This window comes from Halopenitus salinus (assembly GCF_055397165.1).
In genome coordinates this window covers 1,827,824-1,847,279 of sequence record NZ_AP043853.1, presented here as the reverse complement: position 1 = coordinate 1,847,279, position 19,456 = coordinate 1,827,824, and the positions used below count along the sequence as shown (strand labels likewise).

Below are 19,456 nucleotides of genomic sequence, written 5' to 3'. Positions count from 1 at the left end.
CCCGGAGCGACCCGGTCCGGGGACGCCGAATCAGGCTTCGTGGGGCGTCGGCGCCGCGAGTTCGCCGTCCTCGAAGTCGATCGGCTCGGGCTCGGCGACGACCCGGAGGTCATCGCGCTCGCGCGCCTCCTCGACGAGCGCCGGTGAGGCGTACAGCCGGTCGAGTCGCATCGTGTCGGTCGCGCGGAGCACGCGCGCGTCGTCGGGGCCGACCACGCCGAGGGTCGACAGTGAGGCGACCAGTCCGGCCCGGTCGGTCTCGACGACCGGCGGGAGGCGAACGCCGCGAACCGTGCTCGCCGTGATGGCGTTTATCAGCGTCGTCTCGCTCGCGAGCTCCGCCGCGACGTCGTGATGGACGAAGTCGGCGGAGCCCATCCCCATCGCGTTCCCGTGGGTCGTTTCGGTCAGCCCGCGCGTGTAGATCCGCTTTATTTCGGGCGTCTCGGGCGCCGGCTCGTTGATGGCGAACGGCCGCCTGCCGATGACGTTCGTGTCCAGTCCCTGCCCGCTCACGTCCTTGCCCTGGCGGTCGACGACGAGGACGTCGAGCTCCTCGAAGGGGATCTTCGGCATGATCCGATAGGCGGTCTCGAGGAGTTCGGCCTCACGGCCGAGGAATCCCTCGGGCGGGATCCCCTCGATGTGGTCGGTGTCGTCCCGCTGGTCCTCGAGGATGGCGACGCCGCCGACGACGGGCAGCTCCTCGAGGAGGCGTTCGGTGATCTCGGGGATCATGTTGCGGAAGCTCCAGTCGACGGCCCACTCGTGGGCGGTCTTCGCGCCCTTCTGTTTGCCCATGCCGATGACGAGCATCTTCGAGAGCCCGCTTTCGACGTCGCCGTCGAAGTCGGTGTGCGGCTTCACGCGGTTGACGGGCAGGATGGCGTCGGCGTTGACGGCGGTGGCGTCGGCGTAGACGGGGACGTCGCGGTCCGCGGTGCGGCCGACCTCGACGACGTCCATCGACGAGCGGATCGCACAGCCCACGGACTCCTCGGTGACGCCGAGTTCCGCGAGCATCTCGCGTTGGCCCTCGCCCGTCGCGCCGCCGTGGCTCCCCATCGCGGGGAACACGAACGGCTCGTAACCCAATTCCTGTAATTCCGCGACCACGCCGCCGACGATCGACGCGAGGTTCGCGATGCCGCGCGAGCCCGCGCCCACCGCGACCTCGCCGCCGGCCGGCACGTCGCCGAACTCGAGGTCGCGAACCGCCGCGCCCGCGCGCTCCGCGATCTCCGCCTCCGGGATCGGGTCCGTCTCCCACACCTGCTCGATGACCCCGAACTCCGGCAGCTCGACCGCTCCACAGGCCTCGAGGACCGTCTCCTCTGCGACCGTCAGGTCGGATAGCGTCTCCATGGTTCGGTACATGAGGGTCTCGGTAATAAACGCGGTGAGGATTCCTCGAGGCGCGCCGCCCCCGGTCCGCGAGGCGATCCGCCACCGGTTTTATGACCTCGTCAGCCGAATCGCCGTTCATGGCGAAGCGAATACTGGTGCCGGTGGACGGTTCCGAGGAGTCGGATCGGGCAGTCGAGTTCGCCGCCGAGGAGTGGCCGGACGCCCGGATCACGCTGTTGCACGTGATCAACCCCGCGCGCTCGGTTTCGGGGGCCGAGATGGGCGTCTCCGGGCTCACCGAGGACTGGTACGAAAACGCCGAGCGGAACGCGGAGACGCTGCTCTCGGAGACGGTCGAACGGGCCGATATCGACGCCGAGACCCTCGTCGAGGTCGGCAGACCGGTCCACACGATCCTCGAGGCCGCCGACGATTTCGACGGGATCGTCATCGGCAGCCAGGGACGGACGGGGCTCTCGCGTGTCCTCCTCGGAAGCGTCGCGGAGGGCGTCGTCCGCAAGGCCGAGATCCCGGTCACCGTGGTTCGTTGACCGTCCGAGGGTTCGTTGGCCGGTCCCCGAGAGCACGAGGTCGGGTCGACCCCTCGGTCGATCCTCAAAAGATGTTCGCACGCCGGTAGACGGAGATCCCCTCGTCCGTGATCTCGTAGGGCTTCGTCTCCCGGGAGTGGTTCGCGTTTCGGATCTTCTGTATCTCGATCGCCAGCCGCGTCTCGCGGAAGTCGGAGGGTCGGACGTACTGGAGGACGAAGACGGCGTCGGTGAGGTACTCGACGATCCCGTGTCGGGAGGCGTAGGGGTTCGACTCGCTGGCCTCGGAGGTCAACATCGTCGTCACGCCCGCCTCCTTGAGCGACCGGGTGAACTCGAAGAGCTCCGACCGCCGTTTCGCCGGATGGTCGTACATCATCTCGAGCAGCGAGACCGAATCGAGCACCAACCGCTCGGCGCCGAACTCACGGATGAGCGTCGCGAGTTCGTTGCCGATCGAATCCAGCGAGTTGGCCATCTCGATCGGGTCGATGGAGACGACGGCCAACAGCCCCTCCGACTCGTACTCGCGGAATCCCCATCCCTTCTCCTCGGCCGTCGAGAGGATCGCCTCCCTGCTCTCCTCGAGGGTGATGTAGACCGCACGTTCACCGCGCGAGAGCGCCTCCTCGAGGAACTGCAGCGAGAACGTGGTCTTTCCGGTCCCCGCGGACCCGATCGTAACCATCAACGACCGCGTGGGCACGCCGCCGAGGATCATCTCGTCAAGCCCCTCGATCCCGACGTCGATCCGGTCGAGATTGGACTCGAACGCCTCCTCGTCGAAGTCCGTTCCGCCGCCGGGAGCGGCGAATCCGCCCTCCTCGTCGGCCCCGCCGAAGGACCCGAACCCGAAGTCGTCGCCTCCACCGCCCGGGTCGAACCCGCCCGAGTCGTCGAACTCGGGCGGGGACGCGTCATTCCCGCCCCCGAAGCCGGTGGCATCGGAACCGCCGCGATCGAAGGCGTCGTCCGCCGCGGCGCCGTCCGCCCCGCCGCCATTCGCGTCCCTCGAACCCTCACCGTCGAAGGTTCCGAACCCGAACTCGTCGGTTTGATCCTCGTCGTCTCCCGAATCGGAACCGGAGTCGGAACCGGAAGCTGGGCGCGTCTCGCGGTCGGCCGACCGTGGTCGAGAATCCGGTCCATCGCCCGCGTGCTCGTCCGATTCCGAGCCGTGCTCGGAGGGCTTCGACTCAGAATCCGCCTCCGACTCAGAATCCGCCTCCGACTCAGAATCCGCCTCCGACTCAGAATCCGCCTCCGACTCAGAATCCGCCTCCGACTCAGAATCCGCCTCCGACTCAGAATCCGCCTCCGACTCAGAATCCGCCTCCGATCCGGATTCGGGGGACTCCTCCTCGAGCTCGCGGCGCGCACGCTCGAACCAGTCGTCCTCGTCGTCGCTCATGGCGTCCCCCTCGGCGCGTCCGCCCGCATCGGCTCGCGGGTCGATCGGCGGATCACGTTCGGGAACTGGGTCGGCGAGGGCTTGAAACTTTACGTGTGGTTTTTCTCGGCGGGCCCACACCCTCCGGTATGCAGACCGGCATCGTCGCACAGCGGAACAATCCCCGAGCCGCCTCGCTCGCGGGCGAACTCCGCGACGCGCTCGTCGATCGGGACGTGGAGGTGCGGATCGACGAGTCGACCGCCGCGGCGCTCGATCTCTCGGGATCGCCGATCGAGACGTTCGACGGCTGTGATCTCGTGGTGGCGATCGGCGGCGACGGGACGCTGCTTTTTGCCGCCCGCAACGCGGACGGGACGCCGATCCTCGGGGTGAACCTCGGGGAGGTCGGGTTCCTCAACGCGGTTCCCCCGGAGGACGCCGAATCCGCGGTTCTCGACGCCGTTGGGGAGTTCCGGGCGGACGATCTCTCCGTTCGGGAGGCGTCCCGGCTCGTCGCGCGCGTCGACGGCTGGGAGTCGAATCCGGCGGCGAACGAGATCGTGATCCAGGGCGACCGCCGCGGACACGGCGGCGGGCTCGAGTACGCCGTCCGCGTCGACGGGTCGGTCTACTCCGAGAGCCACGCGGACGGCGTGTTGGTCTCCACCCCGACGGGATCGACGGCCTACAACCTCTCCGAGGGCGGGCCGATCGTACACCCGGACCTCGAGATCGCGGTGGTGAACGAGATGTGTGCACGCGACGGAATGCCGCCGTTCGCGGTCGAACTCGACGCGGAGGTCGTGGTCTCCACGACCGGCAGCGAGCCCGCGATCATCACGAGCGACGGACGCGAGCCACGCCGGTTCGAGGGACCGGTCGAGGTGTCGATCTCGCGGTCCGAAACGCCGCTTCGGATCGCGGGGCCCCAGTCGGACTTCTTCGAGGCGCTCGGCAAGTTGAGCTGACGGTCGGACGCCGCCACCCACGACCGACCACGGCACCCACATCCGCGACCAGCCATGGGCTTCCACGTCCACGACCAGCCAGGGCTTCGTCACCCGCGACCGGCAACGTCTTTGTCGCCCGCGCCCGATCGACCCGGGTGATGTACGTCGGCGCCGACGAAGCCGGAAAGGGTCCCGTGCTCGGGCCGATGATCGCCGCCGCGGTCCGTGCCGACCCGGATCGGCTGCCGGAGGGGATCGACGACTCGAAGCGGCTGGCGCCCGCCCGTCGCGAGGACCTCGCGGAGGGGATCCGGTCCGACTCCGGGACGATCGTCGGCGTCGGAGCGGTCGAACCGTCCGAGATCGACGACCCGGAGACCGACATGAACTCGCTCACCGTCGCCGCGCAGGCGCGAGCGATCGCGGCGGCCCTGCACTCGATCGATCGCGAGAGCTCGGACGACGAAGCGATCCGGCTGGTCGTCGACGCGGGTGACGTCTCCGAGGACCGGTTCGCCCGTCGGTTGCGGGAGGCGACCGAGGGACTGCTCCGCGAGGACGCCGACTTCCGGGGTCCGGTCCCTGCCCTCGAGGTCGACGCCCGCCACGGCGCGGACGAGGATGATCCGGTCGTCGGGGCGGCCTCGATCCTCGCGAAGGTCGAACGCGACCGACGGATGGCGGCGATCGACGCCTCCCATCCGGACCGCGGACCGGTCGGCAGCGGCTATCCGAGCGATCCCGACACGCGCGCGTTCCTCGAGACGTACGTGGACGAAACGGGGGAGTTTCCGGCGTGTACGCGGCGAACGTGGTCGACCTGCGATCGGATTCTGGCGGAGCGCGAACAGGCGGGACTCGAGGACTTCGGGAACTGAGCGACGGCCGGCGTGGTGGCGAACGAGGCGACGAGGAGGCGGCGACCGACACGGATCAGCGACGCGATCCGCCGCTGCGGTCCGCCCGGGTCACCGCTCCGTGAGGAGCGTCCGGAGGATGTCGCCGTAGGCCGGCCGGGTGATCAACACGCCGATGAGCACGCCGAGGATGGTGAAGATGGCGAACCCGGAGAGGTCGCCGAGGCTCAACACCATGAGCGGCGCCATCGCGATGATCGTCGTCGCGGCGGCGGCGCCGATCACCCAGAAGGCACGCCGGAACCGCGAGTCGAAGACCTTCCGCGAGTTGACCTCGCCCTCGCTCATCACCTCGTCGGCGATGATGACGAGGTCGTCGACCCCGGTCCCGACCACGGCGATGAACCCGGCGATCACCGCGAGATCCAGCGGATACCCGACGAGCGCGGCGAAGCCGAGGAGCGCGTACACCTCGGAGAGCGCCGTCACCGTCATCGGGAGGGCGACCTTCGGCTCGCGGTAGCGGAGGAAGACCATCCCGGCCACGGCGAACACGGAGAGGACGCCGACGATCAGCGAGTAGAACTTGAACTGCTCGCCCTGGGTCGGCGAGATGAACGAGGCGGAGCCGTCGCCCAGCTCGGCCGGCAGCGCGCCGGCCCGCAGGTTGATGGAGATCTGCTGGGCGCGCTCGAAGGAGCCCTCGGCGGCGCCGGTCGTCAGTCGGAATCCGGGATCGTTCACCCAGGTCCCACGAAGCATGGGCCCGAGCAGTGTTTCGTCCATTCCGAAGGAGTTGACGACCTCGTCGTCGACGACGAGCAGGAGACACGGGTCGGAGCTCTCGGTGTAGTCCTCCGTACAGGTCCAGTCGTCGCCGCCGCCGGCCGCCGAGTCGGCCTCCTGGACGGTTCGCTGGAGCCGTTCGGCGGGCGACTCCTCGCCCTCGGGTGCGTCGTCGATCACCGAAACGGGCACGTAGGAGCCACCCTGGTCGGTTCGGGTCGCGGTGCCGATGTTCTCGAAGTCGTCCTGGGTCAACACGCCCCGCTCGACCGTCCCGTTCCCGTCCGATCCGCCCGGGACGTAGATGTCGATCCGGACGGTGCCGCGCTCCTCGATCAGGCTCGTGACGCTCTCGATGTCCTCGCCGGGGACCTCGATGAGCACGAACGACCGGCCGGAGGCGTCGACGATCTCCCGGACGCTGCCGCCCGAGAGGCCCGCCTCGTTGATCTTCCCCTCGATGACGTTGATCGTCGCCTCGCGGGTCTCCTCGGTGACGCCCTCGCGGATCCCGTCGTGTTCGTAGCCGGCCGCCGCGAGCGCGGACTCGAACTGTTCCTCGCTCACGTCTGGGTCCGTGACCTCGACCGCGCCGGACCCGCCGTCCTCCTGGCTCCGGAGCTCGGCGTTGACGTCGCTGCTCGTGGTCTCGGGGAGTTCGGCCGCGACCTCGCTTGCGACCGTCGCCGGATCGGCGCCGTCGAAGGGAACCTCCATCGCGGTGTAGCCGACGAGCGGGGCGCGTATTCGCGTTCCGCCGTCGAGATCGAGGCCGAACTGGAGGTTCGTCAACCCCTGCGCCTCGGCGTCGTTCTCGGCGGCTATCCCCTCGGCGCCGGCGTCGGGCGCGAACTGCGGGGCGAACAGCACGACCGTGGAGGCGAGGAGAACGAGGACGAGCAGCCCGATCCGCCAGTGCTTCTTGACGGCGTCGATCATCGATCGGACACCCCCTCGAACTTGTACCACCGAAGCAGCGAGACGTTGAGCAGGTAGGTGTTCATCAGGTCGGCACACAGCCCGACCGCCAGAATGATTCCGATGTCACGGAGCAGGTCGACGCCGAAGACGGTCGCGACGACGGCCATCACGGCCATCGCCGCGATGGAGGTGATCGTCATCGTGACGCCGGTCCGCATCGCCCGGCTGACCGACTCGTAGAAGCCGCCGGTCCGGCGCAACACGGAGTTGTTCAACAGGATGTCGGAGTCGACGGAGTACCCGATGATCATCAAGAGCGCCGCGACGGTCCCGAGGGTCATATCGATCCCCAGCAGGTTCATGACCGCCACGGGGATCACGAGATCCGAGAAGGCCGAGAGGACGACGGCGATGGACGGAACGAACGTCCGGAACATCGCGAAGACGAGCACGCTCATGCCGAGGAAGGCGACGAGGAGCCCGCCGAGCGCCTGCGTCTGGACGCCGCTACCGAAGCTCGCGGAGACCCGGTCCTGGGCATCGACGGTGAATCCGACGTCACGCGCCTCGCCGGCCACGGAGCCGAAGTCGCCGCTTTCCCCGGAACCGTCGGGGGGGGCGTCGGGGCGGAACGTCACGACGTAGGTCTCGTCGCCGGGCACGTACTGGATCGAGGACGGCTCGACCGAGAACGTCTCCGGGTCCTCGAGCGTCCCGCGGGCCGCCGGCGTTCCCGGCTCGAAGTCCGCGCTCTCGTTGACGGAGAGCCGCAGTTCGGCTCCGCCGGTGAACTCGACGCCGAGGTCGGCGGGGGCGCCCGTCGCGAGGTACCACCCGCCGAGTATCAAAAGCGCTATCGCCAGGATCGCGAGGGGAACCGCGACGAGCTGGCGATTGGAGTACTCGGTGTAGTCGACCTCCGGTACCTCGATCGCTACCATATGTCTGCGGGGTCCGGCTGCATGCCGAATAAGCCTTCTTATCGAGCGGCTTCGCTCGTATCGAGGGGCCACGGACGGCCCTCCGGTCCGCGGGTCAGGAGACCTCGATCGTCTCTCGATGCCACCCGGTCGCGCCGCTCGGTCGAGGGCTCGACTCCTCGGCGGTCTGGACGGTCCCGTCACGCCGGATCGAGCGCGTCACCACCTCGAACTCGCTTCGATCCGGGGCCGCGAACTCGTGGCGCCATCGACGCCACGCGTGGGGTGCGAGCTGCGGCTCCAGTTCGGCCTCGCTCCACGTCTCGCCGCCGTCGACGCTGACCTCGACGGAAGCGATCTCCTCGATCCCGGTCTCGAGACCGCCGAAGGCGACGCCCCCGATGATGACGGCGTCCCCATCCCGCACGCCGCCGCGGACGTAGGAGGTGGTGTTGACGACCGCCTCCTCGTCCCAGCCGCGGGCCTCCCAGTAGGCCTCGTGATCGCCGGGTACAACCTCGATACGGTCGATCCACTTGGTCATCTTCATCCCGTAGCGTCCGGGGACGATCAGCCGGGCCGGGAAGCCGTGTTCGGTCTCGAGGGTCCGCCCGCCCATTCCGAAGGCGATCATGACGTCCTCGCGCTCGACCCGCTCCAGCGGGATGGCCTCGCTGTATCCGTCCGCGGCGTGGGTCACCACGTCGACGGCGTCGGAAGCGGGACCCGCCGCGGCGACGAGATCCGAGAGGGGAACGCCCGTCCAGTGTCCCGTCCCGATCAGGTCCCCGCCGACGACGTTCGAGACGCACACGAGCGTCACGGTCCGATCGACGGCCGCGTCGTGACCGATCAGCTCGTCGTAGGAGAGGGAGTAGGATCGCTCCACCGCACCCTCGACGTCGAGCGTCCACGTCTCCGGGTCGATCCTCGGCGGATCGACGTTGATGTCGACCACGTAGTGCTCCTCGGGCGGCGTGACGGCGGCCGGCATCCCCTCGAAATCGAACGCCGGATCGCCCTCCGGCGGGGACGTCGATCGCGCCAACGGCTCCGCGACCCGGTCGCTCTCCGAAACGCCGGCGAGCCGGTCCGATCCCCGTGCGAGACGATCGAGGAGCCATCGAAGACCGACCGTCGAGACTCCCGCGAGGACGCCCGCGTATCCGACGCGGCGAACGAACCGCCGCCGCCCCGGGAGATCGGGTCGCGCCCGCACCAACTGTGCCACGAGGGCCGCCACGGCGGTCACGACGGCGACCGAGAGAAGCAGGCCCGCGGAGAGTGGCGCGCCGGCGAGGAGGAACGACCCGGCGGTCACGCCCGCCCCGACGAACGCCATCGTCGAGGGACCGATCGGCACGTGGTGTCGGAGGACGCCGGCGACCCCGCTCGCGAGCAGGAGGGCGGCGATGACCCCGGCGACGAGCGCCGGCTTTGTCCCGAATCCGAGCAGGCTCACCGCCATGGTCGACAGCCAGCCGGGAGACCGGACGATGATCCCCTCGGCGAGCGCGGCGGGGACGAACACCCCGACCAGCGGCTGGACGGCGAACGTCCCGGAGATCCACGCCGCGCCGATCGCGACGCCGGCGTACGCGCGTCGATGGCGTGACGATCTCGATCGAGAATCGCCCGACTTCGAGGCGTCCGATGGACTCACGGTCGTGACGTTCCGGGGATCGATACGGTCATGTCGGTCCGTTCGGGGTCCAACGGGATAACGATGTTCCACGGTACCATGCCGGATACCACGGCGAGCGGGGAGACGAACGAACGCTCGACGGAATCCTTATCGGGACCGGTCGCCTACCGACGGACGGACAGAGGGAGCTCGACTCCCGTGCCGGGACGGCTCGCCGTCCACGGCATGAGGAAAGTCCCCCCACCGGCCGGACGGGCGACCGGGCACAAGCCCGGAGTCGGAGACGGCTGGCTCTGGAACAGAAACGCGACCCCCTGCCCCGACCGATGAGGCGTGCGAACCGACCCGCAAGGGAAGGGAGATAACCCGCCGAGGGACATGCGGCACGACGTGGCGCAAACAGCCCGAACGGCCCTGCCGTGAGGGATACGCGGTGCTCGCACCGCGACCAACCCGAACGGCCCTGCCGTGAGGGATACGCGGTGCTCGCTCCGCGGACGGGCAGGAACGGATGGAACGGCGAATCCTCGCCGGTGCAAGTCCGCGCCGCTAGGTAGTCCGGCCACGGCGTGGACGCTCAGCCGAATGTCGAGTCGAACGGAAGGGGGCTTACTCCCCTCAGTCCGAACACGACCGCGAGCGGCGGCTCTCGATCCGGGGTTCACCGGCGAGATCGTGTGTTTCCGCGAGGAGACCACGTTTCCTCGAACGAACGGGCTTATACGCGCCGGTGCGCAACGAACCGTATGATCTTCGAGGACCTCCCGACGACCCCCCGCGCGGAGGAACTCATCGACAAGGCGTTCTCGCGGGCGGCCCGCGCCGGGCGCGCGAAGTCGGGCCACGAGGCCCAGGAGTCGATGCTGCGAACGGCGGGGAACGTGCTCTCCGACAACCTCTCGAACGTGGTCACCTCCTGGCCGGACTTCGAGTACGACGTCGATCCGTTCTACTACGAACTCGCCGACGCGATCGTCGACGTCGACGCGCTCCGGCAGTCGCTCTCGGAAGTGATGTGGGCGAGCCGCCAGATCGAATCGATCCGCGACGAGTACACGACGAAGCTGCGGAAAAGCGACGTCGATACGGCCCGGAAACACCGCAAACAGGCGTTCGCCCGAATGGCCGACGTCACGGAGGAGGTGGCCGACGATCTGCGATCGATCGGCGACGCGCGCGACGAGTTGAAGACGCTTCCCGACGTCCGACTCGACGAGCCGGCGATCGTCGTCGCCGGCTATCCGAACGTCGGCAAGTCCTCGTTCGTCAACCGGGTCACCCGCGCGTCGAACGAGATCGCGGAGTACCCCTTCACCACCCGCGGCGTGCAGATCGGCCACTTCGAGCGCGACCACATCCGCTATCAGATCGTCGATACCCCCGGGCTGCTCGACCGGCCGCTCGCCGAGCGCAACGACATCGAGCTGCAGGCCGTCTCCGCGCTCGAGCACCTCGCGGACTGCGTGTTGTTCGTGGTCGACGCCTCCGGCGACTGCGGGTATCCGATCGGCGTCCAACTCGAGTTGCGCGAGGAGCTGCGGTCGCTGTTCGACGAGTCGGTTCCGCTCATCACCGTCTGCAACAAGGCGGACCGATCCCGGGACGTCGAGGCCGACGCGTACATGAGCGTCACCGAGGACGAGAACGTCGATGGCGTCCTCGATGCGGCCGTCGAGGCGGTCGGCTACGAGCCGGAGCTTCCCTCCCGGGAGTGACGGCCGACCGGGGATGGGCCGGGCGGGAATCGGGCACGATCAACACCGGATCGGGAGCGAACAACAAGGAAGCGGAAGCGAACAACAGCGGAGGATGAACGTCAACAGCAGAAGATGAACGGGTAGACCAGCGCGACCCGATCGCCGTCTTCCAGTTTCGTGTCGAACCCGCGCTGATTCTCGTTGAACCGCCCGTTGACGAGCACCCGTGCGTACGCCACCGTCTGTTCGCCGACGGGGTTCTTCCGCCACGTGCCCGGCAGCTCCTCGGGGGCGGGCGCCCACCCGTGGGCGGTCGACTCGTCCTCCGACTCCGCGATCAGGAGCTCCTGGAGCTCGGGGTGTTCCTCGAAGAGCGCGTCGAGGAACTCGCGCAGCGTGTCGCCCTCGAAGGTGTAGGTGAACTCGGATCGGCCGAGCTCCGTTCGGACGTGGCCGGTACACCGGACCGTCACCGTCGTCTCCGCGGACCGTTCCTCGGCCTCGCCCGTCGGACGTGCCTGCTCGTCGCTCGTCGCGTGCATATCGATCGTAGGAGGGCCGTCCGGTTACCCTCGTTGGCGAACATGTTCGAACACCGGGATTCGACACGAGGGCCCGATCAGGCCCCAGAGGATTCGATCAGGACCCGGACTCCGCCTCGAAGACCACGTGGACCTCGACGTCGACGGTCACGTCGCCGCTTTCGATCGTGGTCGGAACGCCGCCACCCCCGTTCCCGGCATCCTCAGCGACCGTGGGCTCGGCCCGGTACGGCGAGACGTGGTGGTTCGTCGTGGAGATCGTGTAGACGTCGACGATCTCCAGGCCGGTGCTGTTCGCGAGGGTTCGCGCGTTCGCGTCGGCGTTCTCGACCGCGTTCTCGAAGGCGGTCGTCCGAAGTTCGGACTCGCGCTCGTCGCTCAGTCCGAACTGGACGCGCTGGACGCGGTCGGCGCCGGCGCCGATCGAGACGTCGATGACCTCGCCGACGGCGTCGACGTCGTGGATCTCGAGTTCGTACTGGTGGACGCCGACGTACTGGCTGGACTCGTTCCGCTCCTCCTCGGGGTAGGGACGTTCCTCGCGGACGTCGTATCGGGTCGTCCGGATCTGGTCGTCATCGAGGCCCCAGTCCGCGAGTGCTGCCCGAAGCGATTCGTCGTCGCTCGCGAGCTCCTCGCGGACTGCCTGTGGCGAGTCGCCGCGCGCCTCGACCGCGACCGTGACGGTCGCACGATCCGGTTCGGCCGTCGCCTCGCCGCTCGCGGTCACCTCGACGGTTCGTTCGGGTTCGGTCTCGCCCGGGGCGTCGGAACTGCCGGCGACGCCGGCACAGCCGGCGAGCAGCACGACCGCGACGATGGCGAGCGCGCCGATGAGTCGTCTATCCATACGGCTCCGTAGGACGGGTGAAGTCCTTAAGCCAGCGGTGGCACAAAGAGCGGCTTGTCTCACCCGGACTGCTCGACGGTGAGGATGCGGACCTCCACGTCGACGGGCCCGTCGACGATGGGCTCGATCCGTGCGTCGAGGCGGTCCGCGAGCCCGGAGACCGTCGACCCCGGCTCGGAACCGACGGTTATCACCACGCGTTCGGTCCGCAGGGGCGGTATTCGCCCGGTTCTGTGGATCTCGAGCTCGAGCAGTTCGAGTTCCGACTCGGCGAGTTCGAGTTCGGTCTCCACCGCGTTGCGGATGTCCTGTTCGGTCGTCGCCGCGGTGTAGGAGTCGTAGGTGACCCCGCCGAGGAACACCGAAAGCACGGCGATCGCGGCGAGCAGGACCGCGACGCGCGTGAGGACTGCCGAGCGAGCCTCCGCCTCCCGAAACCACGAATCGGGTCGGTAGCCCTCGTACCACAACACGACGAGCGCGGCCAGGTTGATCGAGAGGACGTTGACGGACACGAGCACGCCCGACCCGAGCGCCAGCCGGGGGATTCCGAAGGCGATCCCGATCCCCACGGCGGCGGCGGGCGGGATCAACGCCACCGCGATCATCACGCCGACCAGCGCGGAGGAAACGCCCGTCATCAACGAGACGATGCCGGCGATGCCGGCGCCGATCGCCACCGCGAGCGCGAGGACGTTCGGGGCGAGACGCTCGGACACCTCCGCGAGGGCGAGGGGATCCATTCCAGGTGGAACGAGGTTGAGGGTTCGGAGTGCAGCGGCGAAGGCGGCCGCGGAGGCGACGGCGAGCGCGATGCCGAGCACTTGCAGGCGGATGCCCCGCGCGAACAGCTCGTCGTCGTCCACGACGGTGCCGACCGCGGCGGACATCGCCGGCCCGATGAGCGGCGCGATCACCATCGATCCGACGACCGTCGCCGGCGAGTCGAGGAGCAGGCCGGCGGTCGCGATGACCGCGGAGATGACGGTCATGAGGACGTAGGTCCGAATACCCGAGACCAGGTCCTTCGCTTTGGCCTGGAGCTCCTCCTTTGCGATCCGGTCCTCGCCGTGTTCCGCCTCCTCGGCGTAGTCCTCCTCCAGCTGCTCGAATCGGCGCGAGATGACCGTCTCCGCCTCGACGATCACGGTGTAGGTCCCCTCGTCGATCCCGGCCTCGCGGAGCCGCTCGAGGACGGGCTCGACGGCCGACGTCGGCAGGGGAAAGGAGACGACGCCCGTGTACTTCCGGCCGCTCGTCTCGTCCGTCACGACGTAGTCGATCCCCTCCTCGTCGAGGGCATCGACGACCGCGGCCCGCTTGCCCGCCGGGATCATCACCTGTACGAGTCGCACGGTACCGGGTGGGCGCGCCAAGGGATAAAAACCCGGGGGTGATCCACCGGCTCACTGATCGACGCGTCCAGCGAACCGCCGGTCGATCCCGGGTGGCAGATCACCGATTCGTCGGGCCCATCGACGGCAGATCACCGATTCGTCGCGTCCGCCGGCTCGTCGTCCCCCGTGTACGTTCGAAGCGACTCGATCCGGTCTGTGCCGATCGAGAAGACGTCGAGGAACGCGAACAGCACCTCCCCGTCGGCATCGAGGAGGCGGCCGCGTGCGGCACGGTCCGAACCGTTCGCGTAGACCGCGTCCACGACGTGTTCGGTGTCGGTCATCGGCCGCTCATCGCGCATGAACGCGACGAAACGATCGCGGCCGTCGAGCGTTCGGTCGGGCCGGTCGTGGACGAACGCCGGATCCAGAAGCGCCGCGAGCGCCTCGTAGTCGCCCGCGTCGATGTGCGCGTAGTAGCGTCGAACGAGCCGTTCGGCGTCGGCGTGGTCCGCATTCGTGAGGTCCTCCGTGCGGTTCCGACCGTCCATACCCGACGGTGACGCTCCGGAGTGAAACGTGTGGGGGGTCGAGGTCGGCGGGGCCGAACCGTCGATCCCCGCGGTTTTTACTCGATGACGACGAAGACGGCCCAGTGAGCGATCCCGTCCCCATCGGCTGTGAGCCGCTCGACGACCTGCTCGGCGGCGGGTTCGACCGCGGCGTCGTCACCCAGTTGTACGGTCCGCCGGCGGCCGGAAAGACCAACCTCGCGCTGTCGGCGGCCGTGCAGGTGGCGAGCGGAGGCGGGACCGTCCTGTACATAGACACCGAGGGGCTGTCGATCGAGCGGTTTCGTCAGATCGCGGAGGTACAAACCGACGGCGACGTGGAGTCCGTGGCCTCGCGACTGATCATCACGGAGGCGTACGACTTCGACGACCAGGCGGAGGCGGTTCGGGACGCCGCCGAGTTCGCGCCGGAGGCGGATCTGATCGTGCTCGACTCCGCCACCGGGTTCTACCGGATCGAGCGCGCGGCGGACGTCGAGGGCGGCGAGGCGCTCAGAACGATCGCCGACCAGATCACCCACCTCCTCTCGCTCGCGCGGCGACACGACCTGGCCGTGGTCGCCACCAACCAGGTGTACACCGACCCGGAAAGCGATAGAACGCGGCCGCTCGGCGGGAACACGCTCGAACACTGGACCGGGGTGATACTGCGACTCGACCGGTTCCGTGGCGGGAACCGTCGCGCGACACTCGAGAAACACCGGTCGCGAGCGGCCGGCGATCAGGCGACGTTCCGGATCACCGGGTCGGGCATCGAGGGGACGGACGGAGGCCCCGGAATGGACGGACTGTGAGGGATCGATGGGAACGGGCTGTGAGGGATCGGTAGGATCGGAGGGGATCGACGAACGAAAAGAACGGACGACGAAGAGGGACGGACGACGTCGTTCAGGCGGCCGAGAGCCGATCGGGGGCGATGCGGGAGCGACCGCTCACAGCTCGCCGAGCTTGCGGAGGAGCTGTCCGCGGTACTTCTCGTCGGCGTTGACGCCCTTCATCTCGAGGACGTTCCGCTCGAGCTTGTCGAGCGCGACGTGGAAGGCGTGTTCGGCGCCGTATCCCTCGCCGGTTCCCATGACCTGGCCCTTGTTGGTGCGGAGCCGGATCTGACACTGGATGAGCGGGGTGCCCCGGAGCTTCTCCTTGTGTTCGTGCAGGCGAACGTGCGCGTGAAGGACCTGCATCCGGCCGTACTTGTTCGTGACCTCCTGGATCGACTCGATGACGTGGGTGCGCGAGATCGTATCGAGCAGCTCGATGTTCGTGATCTGGACGTCCATCGACTCCTCCTCGGTGAAGGTGAGCGACCGGAGGATGTCGGTCTTGGTGATGATCCCCTCGACGGCGTCCTCGTCGTCCGCCGGGGTGACGACGAGACCGGCGATGTCGTTGTCGAACATGCGCTCCAAGGCCACCTTCGTCGTCTCGTCGGGGCGGACGGTGAGCGTGGGGCTCGACATCAGGTCGTAGATGGGGAGATCGAGCATCCGGTCGATGTCGCCCGCGCGGTCGCCGCTGCCCTGGCGGTCCTGGTCGCGCACGACGAAGTCGACGATGTCGTTGGTCGTGACGATCCCGGAAAGCGCCCCGTTCTCGTTTTTGACCGGCAGCCGGGAGATGCCGTGTTTGCGGAGCCGGTTTATCGCCTGTCCGACGTGTTCCTTCTCGCCGATGGTGACGACGTCCGCGGTGTACACCTGGTCGACGGTGTTCGCATCGAAGCTGTCGATGACGGCCTCGAGGATCCCGTCCTCCGTGATGATCCCGTAGAGCTTCTCGCCCTCGTAGACCGGGGCGATCTTCACGTTGCCCTCGATGAGCAGCCGGGCCGCCTCCCGGACGTCCTCGTGGCGATCGATCTCCGGGGCGGGCTTCATCACCACGGAGACCTTCGTGTCGTCGCCCATCCGCGACCGGATCAGCTGTTTCTCGCCGACGACGCCCGCGTACTCGCCGTCTTCGGTGACGATTACCCCCTTCGGGTTCTCCCGGTCGAAGAGGGAGCGGACCTTTGCGAGACGCTCGTCGACGTCGACCTCGACGTACTCCGGCACCGCGATATCATCGATGTTCATGGGCCTAATCCGAACCTACAGCCGGAACGGTATTGAAAGTACGGGCATCGTCTCGACTCGAGGCGACGAGACGGCCGGCGAACGGCACCTCGTTCCCAAGGCGACGAGACGGCCGGCGAACGGCACCTCGTTCGCCGAGCGCGTGGTGAGCCAAGGTTATACGTCTCTGTCGCTAACCTCACGTCAATGGACTCCGCGGTGCTGCTCGATCTCCTCGGCAACGAGAATCGACGGCGCATCCTCCGTCTGCTCTCGCACAAGTCCTGTTACGTGACGGAGATCTCCGAGTACCTGGGCGTTAGCCCGAAGGCGGTCATCGACCACCTCCGAAAGCTCGAGGAGGCCGGCCTCATCGAGTCGACGACCGACGGGACGCGCCGCAAGTACTTCCGCATCTCCCGGAGCCTTCGGCTCGAGGTGAGCGTCTCCCCGTACGGATTCGGCGCCAAGAGCGCGTATCCGGCGAGTCCGGGACTAGACATGACCGGCCGATGTCCGCATCTCTCCATCGAGGTGGAAACGGCGAACGAGAGCGATACCGACGATCTGTCGGAACTCGCCGGGGAGTTCGGACGTCTCCAGGAGCTCGACCGCGAGCTGTCCCTCGCCCAGCGGTGGGTCCACGGACGGATGGAGGACGTCCTCTCGCGGATCGACGAGCGGTTCGGCCCGGAGGCCGACAGCCGATTTTACGCGGAGATACTCGCGGCCGTCGTCGAGACGGACGGGTCGCCGGAGGCGATCGCCGCCGGGGTACAGGGCTCGAACGAGTCCGTCGAACGAGCGCTCTCACGACTCGACGACGCCGGGTTCCTCGAGCGTGAGAACGGCCGATTCGTGGTCCGGTAGACGGGCGATCGAACGAGGAACGTCGGCTCGCTATCGGTCGATGTTGCGCGTCAGTCCGTCCCGAAGGTCGCGTCCGAAGTAGTACCCGACGAGCGTCAAGGCGAGCCCGACGGCCGCGCCGAAGGCCGCCACGCCGAATCCGTACTCGCGGAGGAACTGGATGCCGACGGGGAGGACGCCGACCGAGACGAGCCCGGCGAGCGCGCTCGCCGTCCCGATCCCCGCGCCGGCCAGCCCGGTCTCAACGTACCGCCGGTCGGCACCGACCGCGCCGACGAGGAACGCGGCGGCGACGATCCCGAGCGCATTTCCGAGGGTCCCTCCGACGAGCGGGACGATCCCGAGGAGGGCTCCACCGAGAAATCCGCCGGCAGCGACCGACACGAACGCGATCGCGAACGCACGCACGGAGAACGCCCGCCCGTCCACGCCGACGATCGGGCGGTCGTCGGAGCCGGACCCGTCGACGGAACCGGATCCTCGAGCGGAGCCGCCCGCGGAACCCGACTCGGAGGCCAGGTCCGCGTCGATGGAGGTGTCCATGTTCGAGGATCGGTCCGACAACGCTTGGGTCTTGTGCCGGGATCCCGTCGCCGGTCCCGCGAAGCCAGGATCCGCGGCCGGAATCGCCATTACGGGTCGTCCTGTATGCTCGGGCGATGGAACCACGAGACTGGCGGACCTACCTCGTCACCCAGCAGGACCGCTCGGCCGGTCGCGGAACGGAGGCGGTGGTCGAGGCGGCGCTCGCCGGCGGGGTCGACGCCGTCCAACTGCGCGAGAAGGACCGCAGCGCACGGGAACGCTACCGGCTGGGCGAGCGGCTCCGGGAGCTCACGGGGTCGGCGGCCGCGGCGTTGATCGTCAACGACCGGATCGACCTGGCGGCGGCCGTCGACGCCGACGGAGTTCACCTCGGACAGACCGACCTCCCGATCCAAGTCGCTCGCGAGCAGCTCGGCGAGGGGGCGATCGTCGGGTGTTCGACGTCGACGGTGCGGGAGGCCGAGATCGCCGAGGCGGCCGGTGCCGACTACCTCGGCGTCGGCGCGGTCTACGGAACCGCCTCGAAGGACGTCGAGGCGGCCAAGGACGGGATCGGCACGGACCGGATCCGGGAGATCGCGGCGGCGGTCGAGATCCCCGTGGTCGGGATCGGCGGCATCGACGCGAACAACGCGGGCGCCGTGATCGAGGCCGGTGCGACCGGCGTGGCGGTCATCTCCGCGATCACGGCGGCGGACGACCCCGAGGCCGCGGCGAGGCGACTGCGGGAGGTCGTGGTCGATGCCGCGTGAGGACTCCCTGACTCCCGAGGGTATCACGGGCGACGCGCTCGCCGACACCCTCGCTTCGATCGCCGATTCGGAGCCGCTCGTCCACCACCTCACGAACGAGGTGACGATGAGCGAGACGGCGAACGTCACGCTCTGTTGGAACGGGCTGCCCGTCATGGCCGACGCGCCCGCGGAGGCCGGCGAGATGGCCGCCGGCGCCGACGCCGTGCTGTGTAACACGGGCCGGATGACGGAGGAGGACGTCGGTGCGATGATCGCCGCCGGCGAGAGCGCCAACGACGTGGGCGCGCCGGTCGTGCTCGATCCGGTCGGATACGGGGCGACCTCGTTTCGCGTCTCGGCGGTCGACCGGATCCTCGAGGCCGTCGACGTCGCGGTCATCAAGGGCAACCGCGGCGAAATCGCCGGGTTGGCGGGCGAGGCGGCGAGCGTCCGCGGGGTCGAGTCGGTCGGCGAACACGACTCCATCGGTCCCGCCGCGCGGGCGCTGGCCGACGAGACCGGCGCCGTCGTCGTCGCCTCCGGCGAGACGGACGTCGTCGCGACCGCGGAGCGCGCCTACGAGCTCGCCGTCGGGGACGAGCGTATGGGGACGTTCGTCGGGAGCGGCTGCATGCTCGGGAGCACGCTCGCGACCTTCGCGTCGACCCTCGGCGACGGGGACGCGCCGCCGGCGACCGCGACGGACGCCGCGATCCTCGCGGTCATCGCCTTCGGGTTCGCGGGCGAGCGCGCGGCCGACGCGCCCGGGGTCGCCGGTCCGGCCAGCTATCGCACCGCGTTCATTGACGCCGTCGCCGCGCTCGCGCGGGAGCGGCCCACGCTCCCGGTGCGGGACCGGATCCGGGCCCTCGACCGGGAATGAG

General features: G+C 68.7%; 19 protein-coding genes and 1 other RNA gene. 9 read left to right on the top strand and 11 right to left on the bottom strand.

The window, feature by feature from the left end:
• Positions 1-30: 30 nt before the first annotated feature.
• Positions 31-1,365 (bottom strand): nickel pincer cofactor-dependent isomerase, group 22, encoded by a 1,335-nt coding sequence (locus ACZ5YD_RS11000; protein ID WP_379801177.1) that lies wholly within the window; start codon positions 1,363-1,365, stop codon positions 31-33.
• 119 nt (positions 1,366-1,484) lie between these two features.
• On the opposite strand from ACZ5YD_RS11000, the gene ACZ5YD_RS10995 reads away from it, so the two are divergent.
• A complete protein-coding gene (locus tag ACZ5YD_RS10995) occupies positions 1,485-1,898 on the top strand; it encodes a universal stress protein (protein ID WP_379743096.1) in 414 nt (137 codons plus the stop codon).
• 64 nt (positions 1,899-1,962) lie between these two features.
• On the opposite strand, the gene ACZ5YD_RS10990 is transcribed toward ACZ5YD_RS10995, so the two are convergent.
• Positions 1,963-3,309 carry a KaiC domain-containing protein gene (locus ACZ5YD_RS10990; protein ID WP_379801175.1) on the bottom strand — a complete coding sequence of 449 codons (1,347 nt, stop codon included), beginning with the start codon at positions 3,307-3,309 and terminating at the stop codon, positions 1,963-1,965.
• Between the two features lie 128 nt (positions 3,310-3,437).
• Between ACZ5YD_RS10990 and ACZ5YD_RS10985 the strand changes: the two genes are divergently transcribed.
• Together ACZ5YD_RS10985 and rnhB are read left to right on the top strand one after the other, a co-directional pair.
• Entirely contained in the window at positions 3,438-4,259 is an 822-nt protein-coding gene (locus tag ACZ5YD_RS10985) for an NAD(+)/NADH kinase (RefSeq protein ID WP_379743102.1), read from the top strand.
• 140 nt (positions 4,260-4,399) lie between these two features.
• A complete protein-coding gene (gene rnhB / locus ACZ5YD_RS10980) occupies positions 4,400-5,119 on the top strand; it encodes a ribonuclease HII (RefSeq protein WP_379743105.1) in 720 nt (239 codons plus the stop codon).
• A gap of 90 nt (positions 5,120-5,209) precedes the next feature.
• Here the strand turns inward: rnhB and ACZ5YD_RS10975 are convergent, their stop codons facing one another.
• From ACZ5YD_RS10975 to ACZ5YD_RS10965, 3 genes are all read right to left on the bottom strand, one after another.
• Positions 5,210-6,823 (bottom strand): preprotein translocase subunit SecD, encoded by a 1,614-nt coding sequence (locus ACZ5YD_RS10975; RefSeq protein ID WP_379743108.1) that lies wholly within the window; start codon positions 6,821-6,823, stop codon positions 5,210-5,212.
• A complete protein-coding gene (secF, locus tag ACZ5YD_RS10970; protein ID WP_379743111.1) occupies positions 6,820-7,746 on the bottom strand; it encodes a protein translocase subunit SecF in 927 nt (308 codons plus the stop codon). The genes ACZ5YD_RS10975 and secF overlap by 4 nt, the downstream gene beginning before the upstream one ends.
• Positions 7,747-7,840: 94 nt before the next feature.
• Positions 7,841-9,388 carry a molybdopterin-dependent oxidoreductase gene (locus ACZ5YD_RS10965; RefSeq protein ID WP_379743114.1) on the bottom strand — a complete coding sequence of 516 codons (1,548 nt, stop codon included), beginning with the start codon at positions 9,386-9,388 and terminating at the stop codon, positions 7,841-7,843.
• Positions 9,389-9,547: 159 nt separating this feature from the next.
• Between ACZ5YD_RS10965 and rnpB the strand changes: the two genes are divergently transcribed.
• Both rnpB and ACZ5YD_RS10955 read left to right on the top strand, forming a co-directional pair.
• An RNA gene (gene rnpB, locus ACZ5YD_RS10960) (RNase P RNA component) lies at positions 9,548-9,994 on the top strand.
• A gap of 122 nt (positions 9,995-10,116) precedes the next feature.
• Positions 10,117-11,085, top strand: a complete 969-nt coding sequence (locus ACZ5YD_RS10955) for an NOG1 family protein (protein WP_379743117.1) — start codon at positions 10,117-10,119, stop codon at positions 11,083-11,085.
• A 101-nt stretch (positions 11,086-11,186) separates the two neighbouring features.
• Here ACZ5YD_RS10955 and ACZ5YD_RS10950 read toward each other — a convergent pair whose 3' ends face one another.
• The 4 genes from ACZ5YD_RS10950 to ACZ5YD_RS10935 all read right to left on the bottom strand — a co-directional run bounded on the left by ACZ5YD_RS10950 (position 11,187) and on the right by ACZ5YD_RS10935 (position 14,347).
• Positions 11,187-11,609: a MoaD/ThiS family protein gene (locus tag ACZ5YD_RS10950; protein ID WP_379743120.1), complete on the bottom strand. Its 423-nt coding sequence runs from the start codon at positions 11,607-11,609 to the stop codon at positions 11,187-11,189.
• A gap of 97 nt (positions 11,610-11,706) precedes the next feature.
• A complete protein-coding gene (locus ACZ5YD_RS10945; RefSeq protein WP_379743123.1) occupies positions 11,707-12,459 on the bottom strand; it encodes an SIMPL domain-containing protein in 753 nt (250 codons plus the stop codon).
• Between the two features lie 59 nt (positions 12,460-12,518).
• Positions 12,519-13,814, bottom strand: a complete 1,296-nt coding sequence (locus tag ACZ5YD_RS10940; protein WP_379743126.1) for a TIGR00341 family protein — start codon at positions 13,812-13,814, stop codon at positions 12,519-12,521.
• A 131-nt stretch (positions 13,815-13,945) separates the two neighbouring features.
• The gene (locus tag ACZ5YD_RS10935; RefSeq protein ID WP_379743129.1) at positions 13,946-14,347 is read right to left on the bottom strand and encodes a nuclear transport factor 2 family protein; all 402 of its coding nucleotides are present in this window, start codon (positions 14,345-14,347) and stop codon (positions 13,946-13,948) included.
• A gap of 104 nt (positions 14,348-14,451) precedes the next feature.
• On the opposite strand from ACZ5YD_RS10935, the gene radB reads away from it, so the two are divergent.
• Positions 14,452-15,162 (top strand): DNA repair and recombination protein RadB, encoded by a 711-nt coding sequence (radB, locus tag ACZ5YD_RS10930; protein WP_379743132.1) that lies wholly within the window; start codon positions 14,452-14,454, stop codon positions 15,160-15,162.
• A gap of 138 nt (positions 15,163-15,300) precedes the next feature.
• On the opposite strand, the gene ACZ5YD_RS10925 is transcribed toward radB, so the two are convergent.
• Positions 15,301-16,443 carry a CBS domain-containing protein gene (locus ACZ5YD_RS10925; RefSeq protein WP_379743135.1) on the bottom strand — a complete coding sequence of 381 codons (1,143 nt, stop codon included), beginning with the start codon at positions 16,441-16,443 and terminating at the stop codon, positions 15,301-15,303.
• Positions 16,444-16,629: 186 nt separating this feature from the next.
• On the opposite strand from ACZ5YD_RS10925, the gene ACZ5YD_RS10920 reads away from it, so the two are divergent.
• Complete coding sequence (locus ACZ5YD_RS10920) at positions 16,630-17,292, top strand: metalloregulator ArsR/SmtB family transcription factor (protein ID WP_379743138.1); 663 nt, start codon at positions 16,630-16,632, stop codon at positions 17,290-17,292.
• A 30-nt stretch (positions 17,293-17,322) separates the two neighbouring features.
• Here ACZ5YD_RS10920 and ACZ5YD_RS10915 read toward each other — a convergent pair whose 3' ends face one another.
• On the bottom strand, positions 17,323-17,925 hold the full coding sequence (locus tag ACZ5YD_RS10915; RefSeq protein WP_379743141.1) for a hypothetical protein: 603 nt from the start codon (positions 17,923-17,925) through the stop codon (positions 17,323-17,325).
• 26 nt (positions 17,926-17,951) lie between these two features.
• On the opposite strand from ACZ5YD_RS10915, the gene thiE reads away from it, so the two are divergent.
• Both thiE and thiM read left to right on the top strand, forming a co-directional pair.
• The gene (thiE, locus tag ACZ5YD_RS10910; RefSeq protein WP_379743144.1) at positions 17,952-18,590 is read left to right on the top strand and encodes a thiamine phosphate synthase; all 639 of its coding nucleotides are present in this window, start codon (positions 17,952-17,954) and stop codon (positions 18,588-18,590) included.
• Positions 18,580-19,455, top strand: a complete 876-nt coding sequence (gene thiM, locus ACZ5YD_RS10905; RefSeq protein WP_379743147.1) for a hydroxyethylthiazole kinase — start codon at positions 18,580-18,582, stop codon at positions 19,453-19,455. The genes thiE and thiM overlap by 11 nt, the downstream gene beginning before the upstream one ends.
• Position 19,456 lies beyond the last annotated feature (1 nt).

Bases quoted from the DNA above. Each gene is read 5' to 3' on its own strand.
- ACZ5YD_RS10950 (WP_379743120.1), bottom strand. From the start codon at position 11,609: ATGCACGCGACGAGCGACGAGCAGGCACGTCCGACGGGCGAGGCCGAG.
- ACZ5YD_RS10920 (WP_379743138.1), top strand. From the start codon at position 16,630: ATGGACTCCGCGGTGCTGCTCGATCTCCTCGGCAACGAGAATCGACGG.
- ACZ5YD_RS10935 (WP_379743129.1), bottom strand. From the start codon at position 14,347: ATGGACGGTCGGAACCGCACGGAGGACCTCACGAATGCGGACCACGCC.
- ACZ5YD_RS11000 (WP_379801177.1), bottom strand. From the start codon at position 1,365: ATGGAGACGCTATCCGACCTGACGGTCGCAGAGGAGACGGTCCTCGAG.
- ACZ5YD_RS10955 (WP_379743117.1), top strand. From the start codon at position 10,117: ATGATCTTCGAGGACCTCCCGACGACCCCCCGCGCGGAGGAACTCATC.
- secF (WP_379743111.1), bottom strand. From the start codon at position 7,746: ATGGTAGCGATCGAGGTACCGGAGGTCGACTACACCGAGTACTCCAAT.
- ACZ5YD_RS10985 (WP_379743102.1), top strand. From the start codon at position 3,438: ATGCAGACCGGCATCGTCGCACAGCGGAACAATCCCCGAGCCGCCTCG.
- ACZ5YD_RS10925 (WP_379743135.1), bottom strand. From the start codon at position 16,443: ATGAACATCGATGATATCGCGGTGCCGGAGTACGTCGAGGTCGACGTC.
- thiM (WP_379743147.1), top strand. From the start codon at position 18,580: ATGCCGCGTGAGGACTCCCTGACTCCCGAGGGTATCACGGGCGACGCG.
- rnhB (WP_379743105.1), top strand. From the start codon at position 4,400: ATGTACGTCGGCGCCGACGAAGCCGGAAAGGGTCCCGTGCTCGGGCCG.
- ACZ5YD_RS10995 (WP_379743096.1), top strand. From the start codon at position 1,485: ATGGCGAAGCGAATACTGGTGCCGGTGGACGGTTCCGAGGAGTCGGAT.
- ACZ5YD_RS10945 (WP_379743123.1), bottom strand. From the start codon at position 12,459: ATGGATAGACGACTCATCGGCGCGCTCGCCATCGTCGCGGTCGTGCTG.
- ACZ5YD_RS10975 (WP_379743108.1), bottom strand. From the start codon at position 6,823: ATGATCGACGCCGTCAAGAAGCACTGGCGGATCGGGCTGCTCGTCCTC.
- thiE (WP_379743144.1), top strand. From the start codon at position 17,952: ATGGAACCACGAGACTGGCGGACCTACCTCGTCACCCAGCAGGACCGC.
- ACZ5YD_RS10990 (WP_379801175.1), bottom strand. From the start codon at position 3,309: ATGAGCGACGACGAGGACGACTGGTTCGAGCGTGCGCGCCGCGAGCTC.
- ACZ5YD_RS10915 (WP_379743141.1), bottom strand. From the start codon at position 17,925: ATGGCGATTCCGGCCGCGGATCCTGGCTTCGCGGGACCGGCGACGGGA.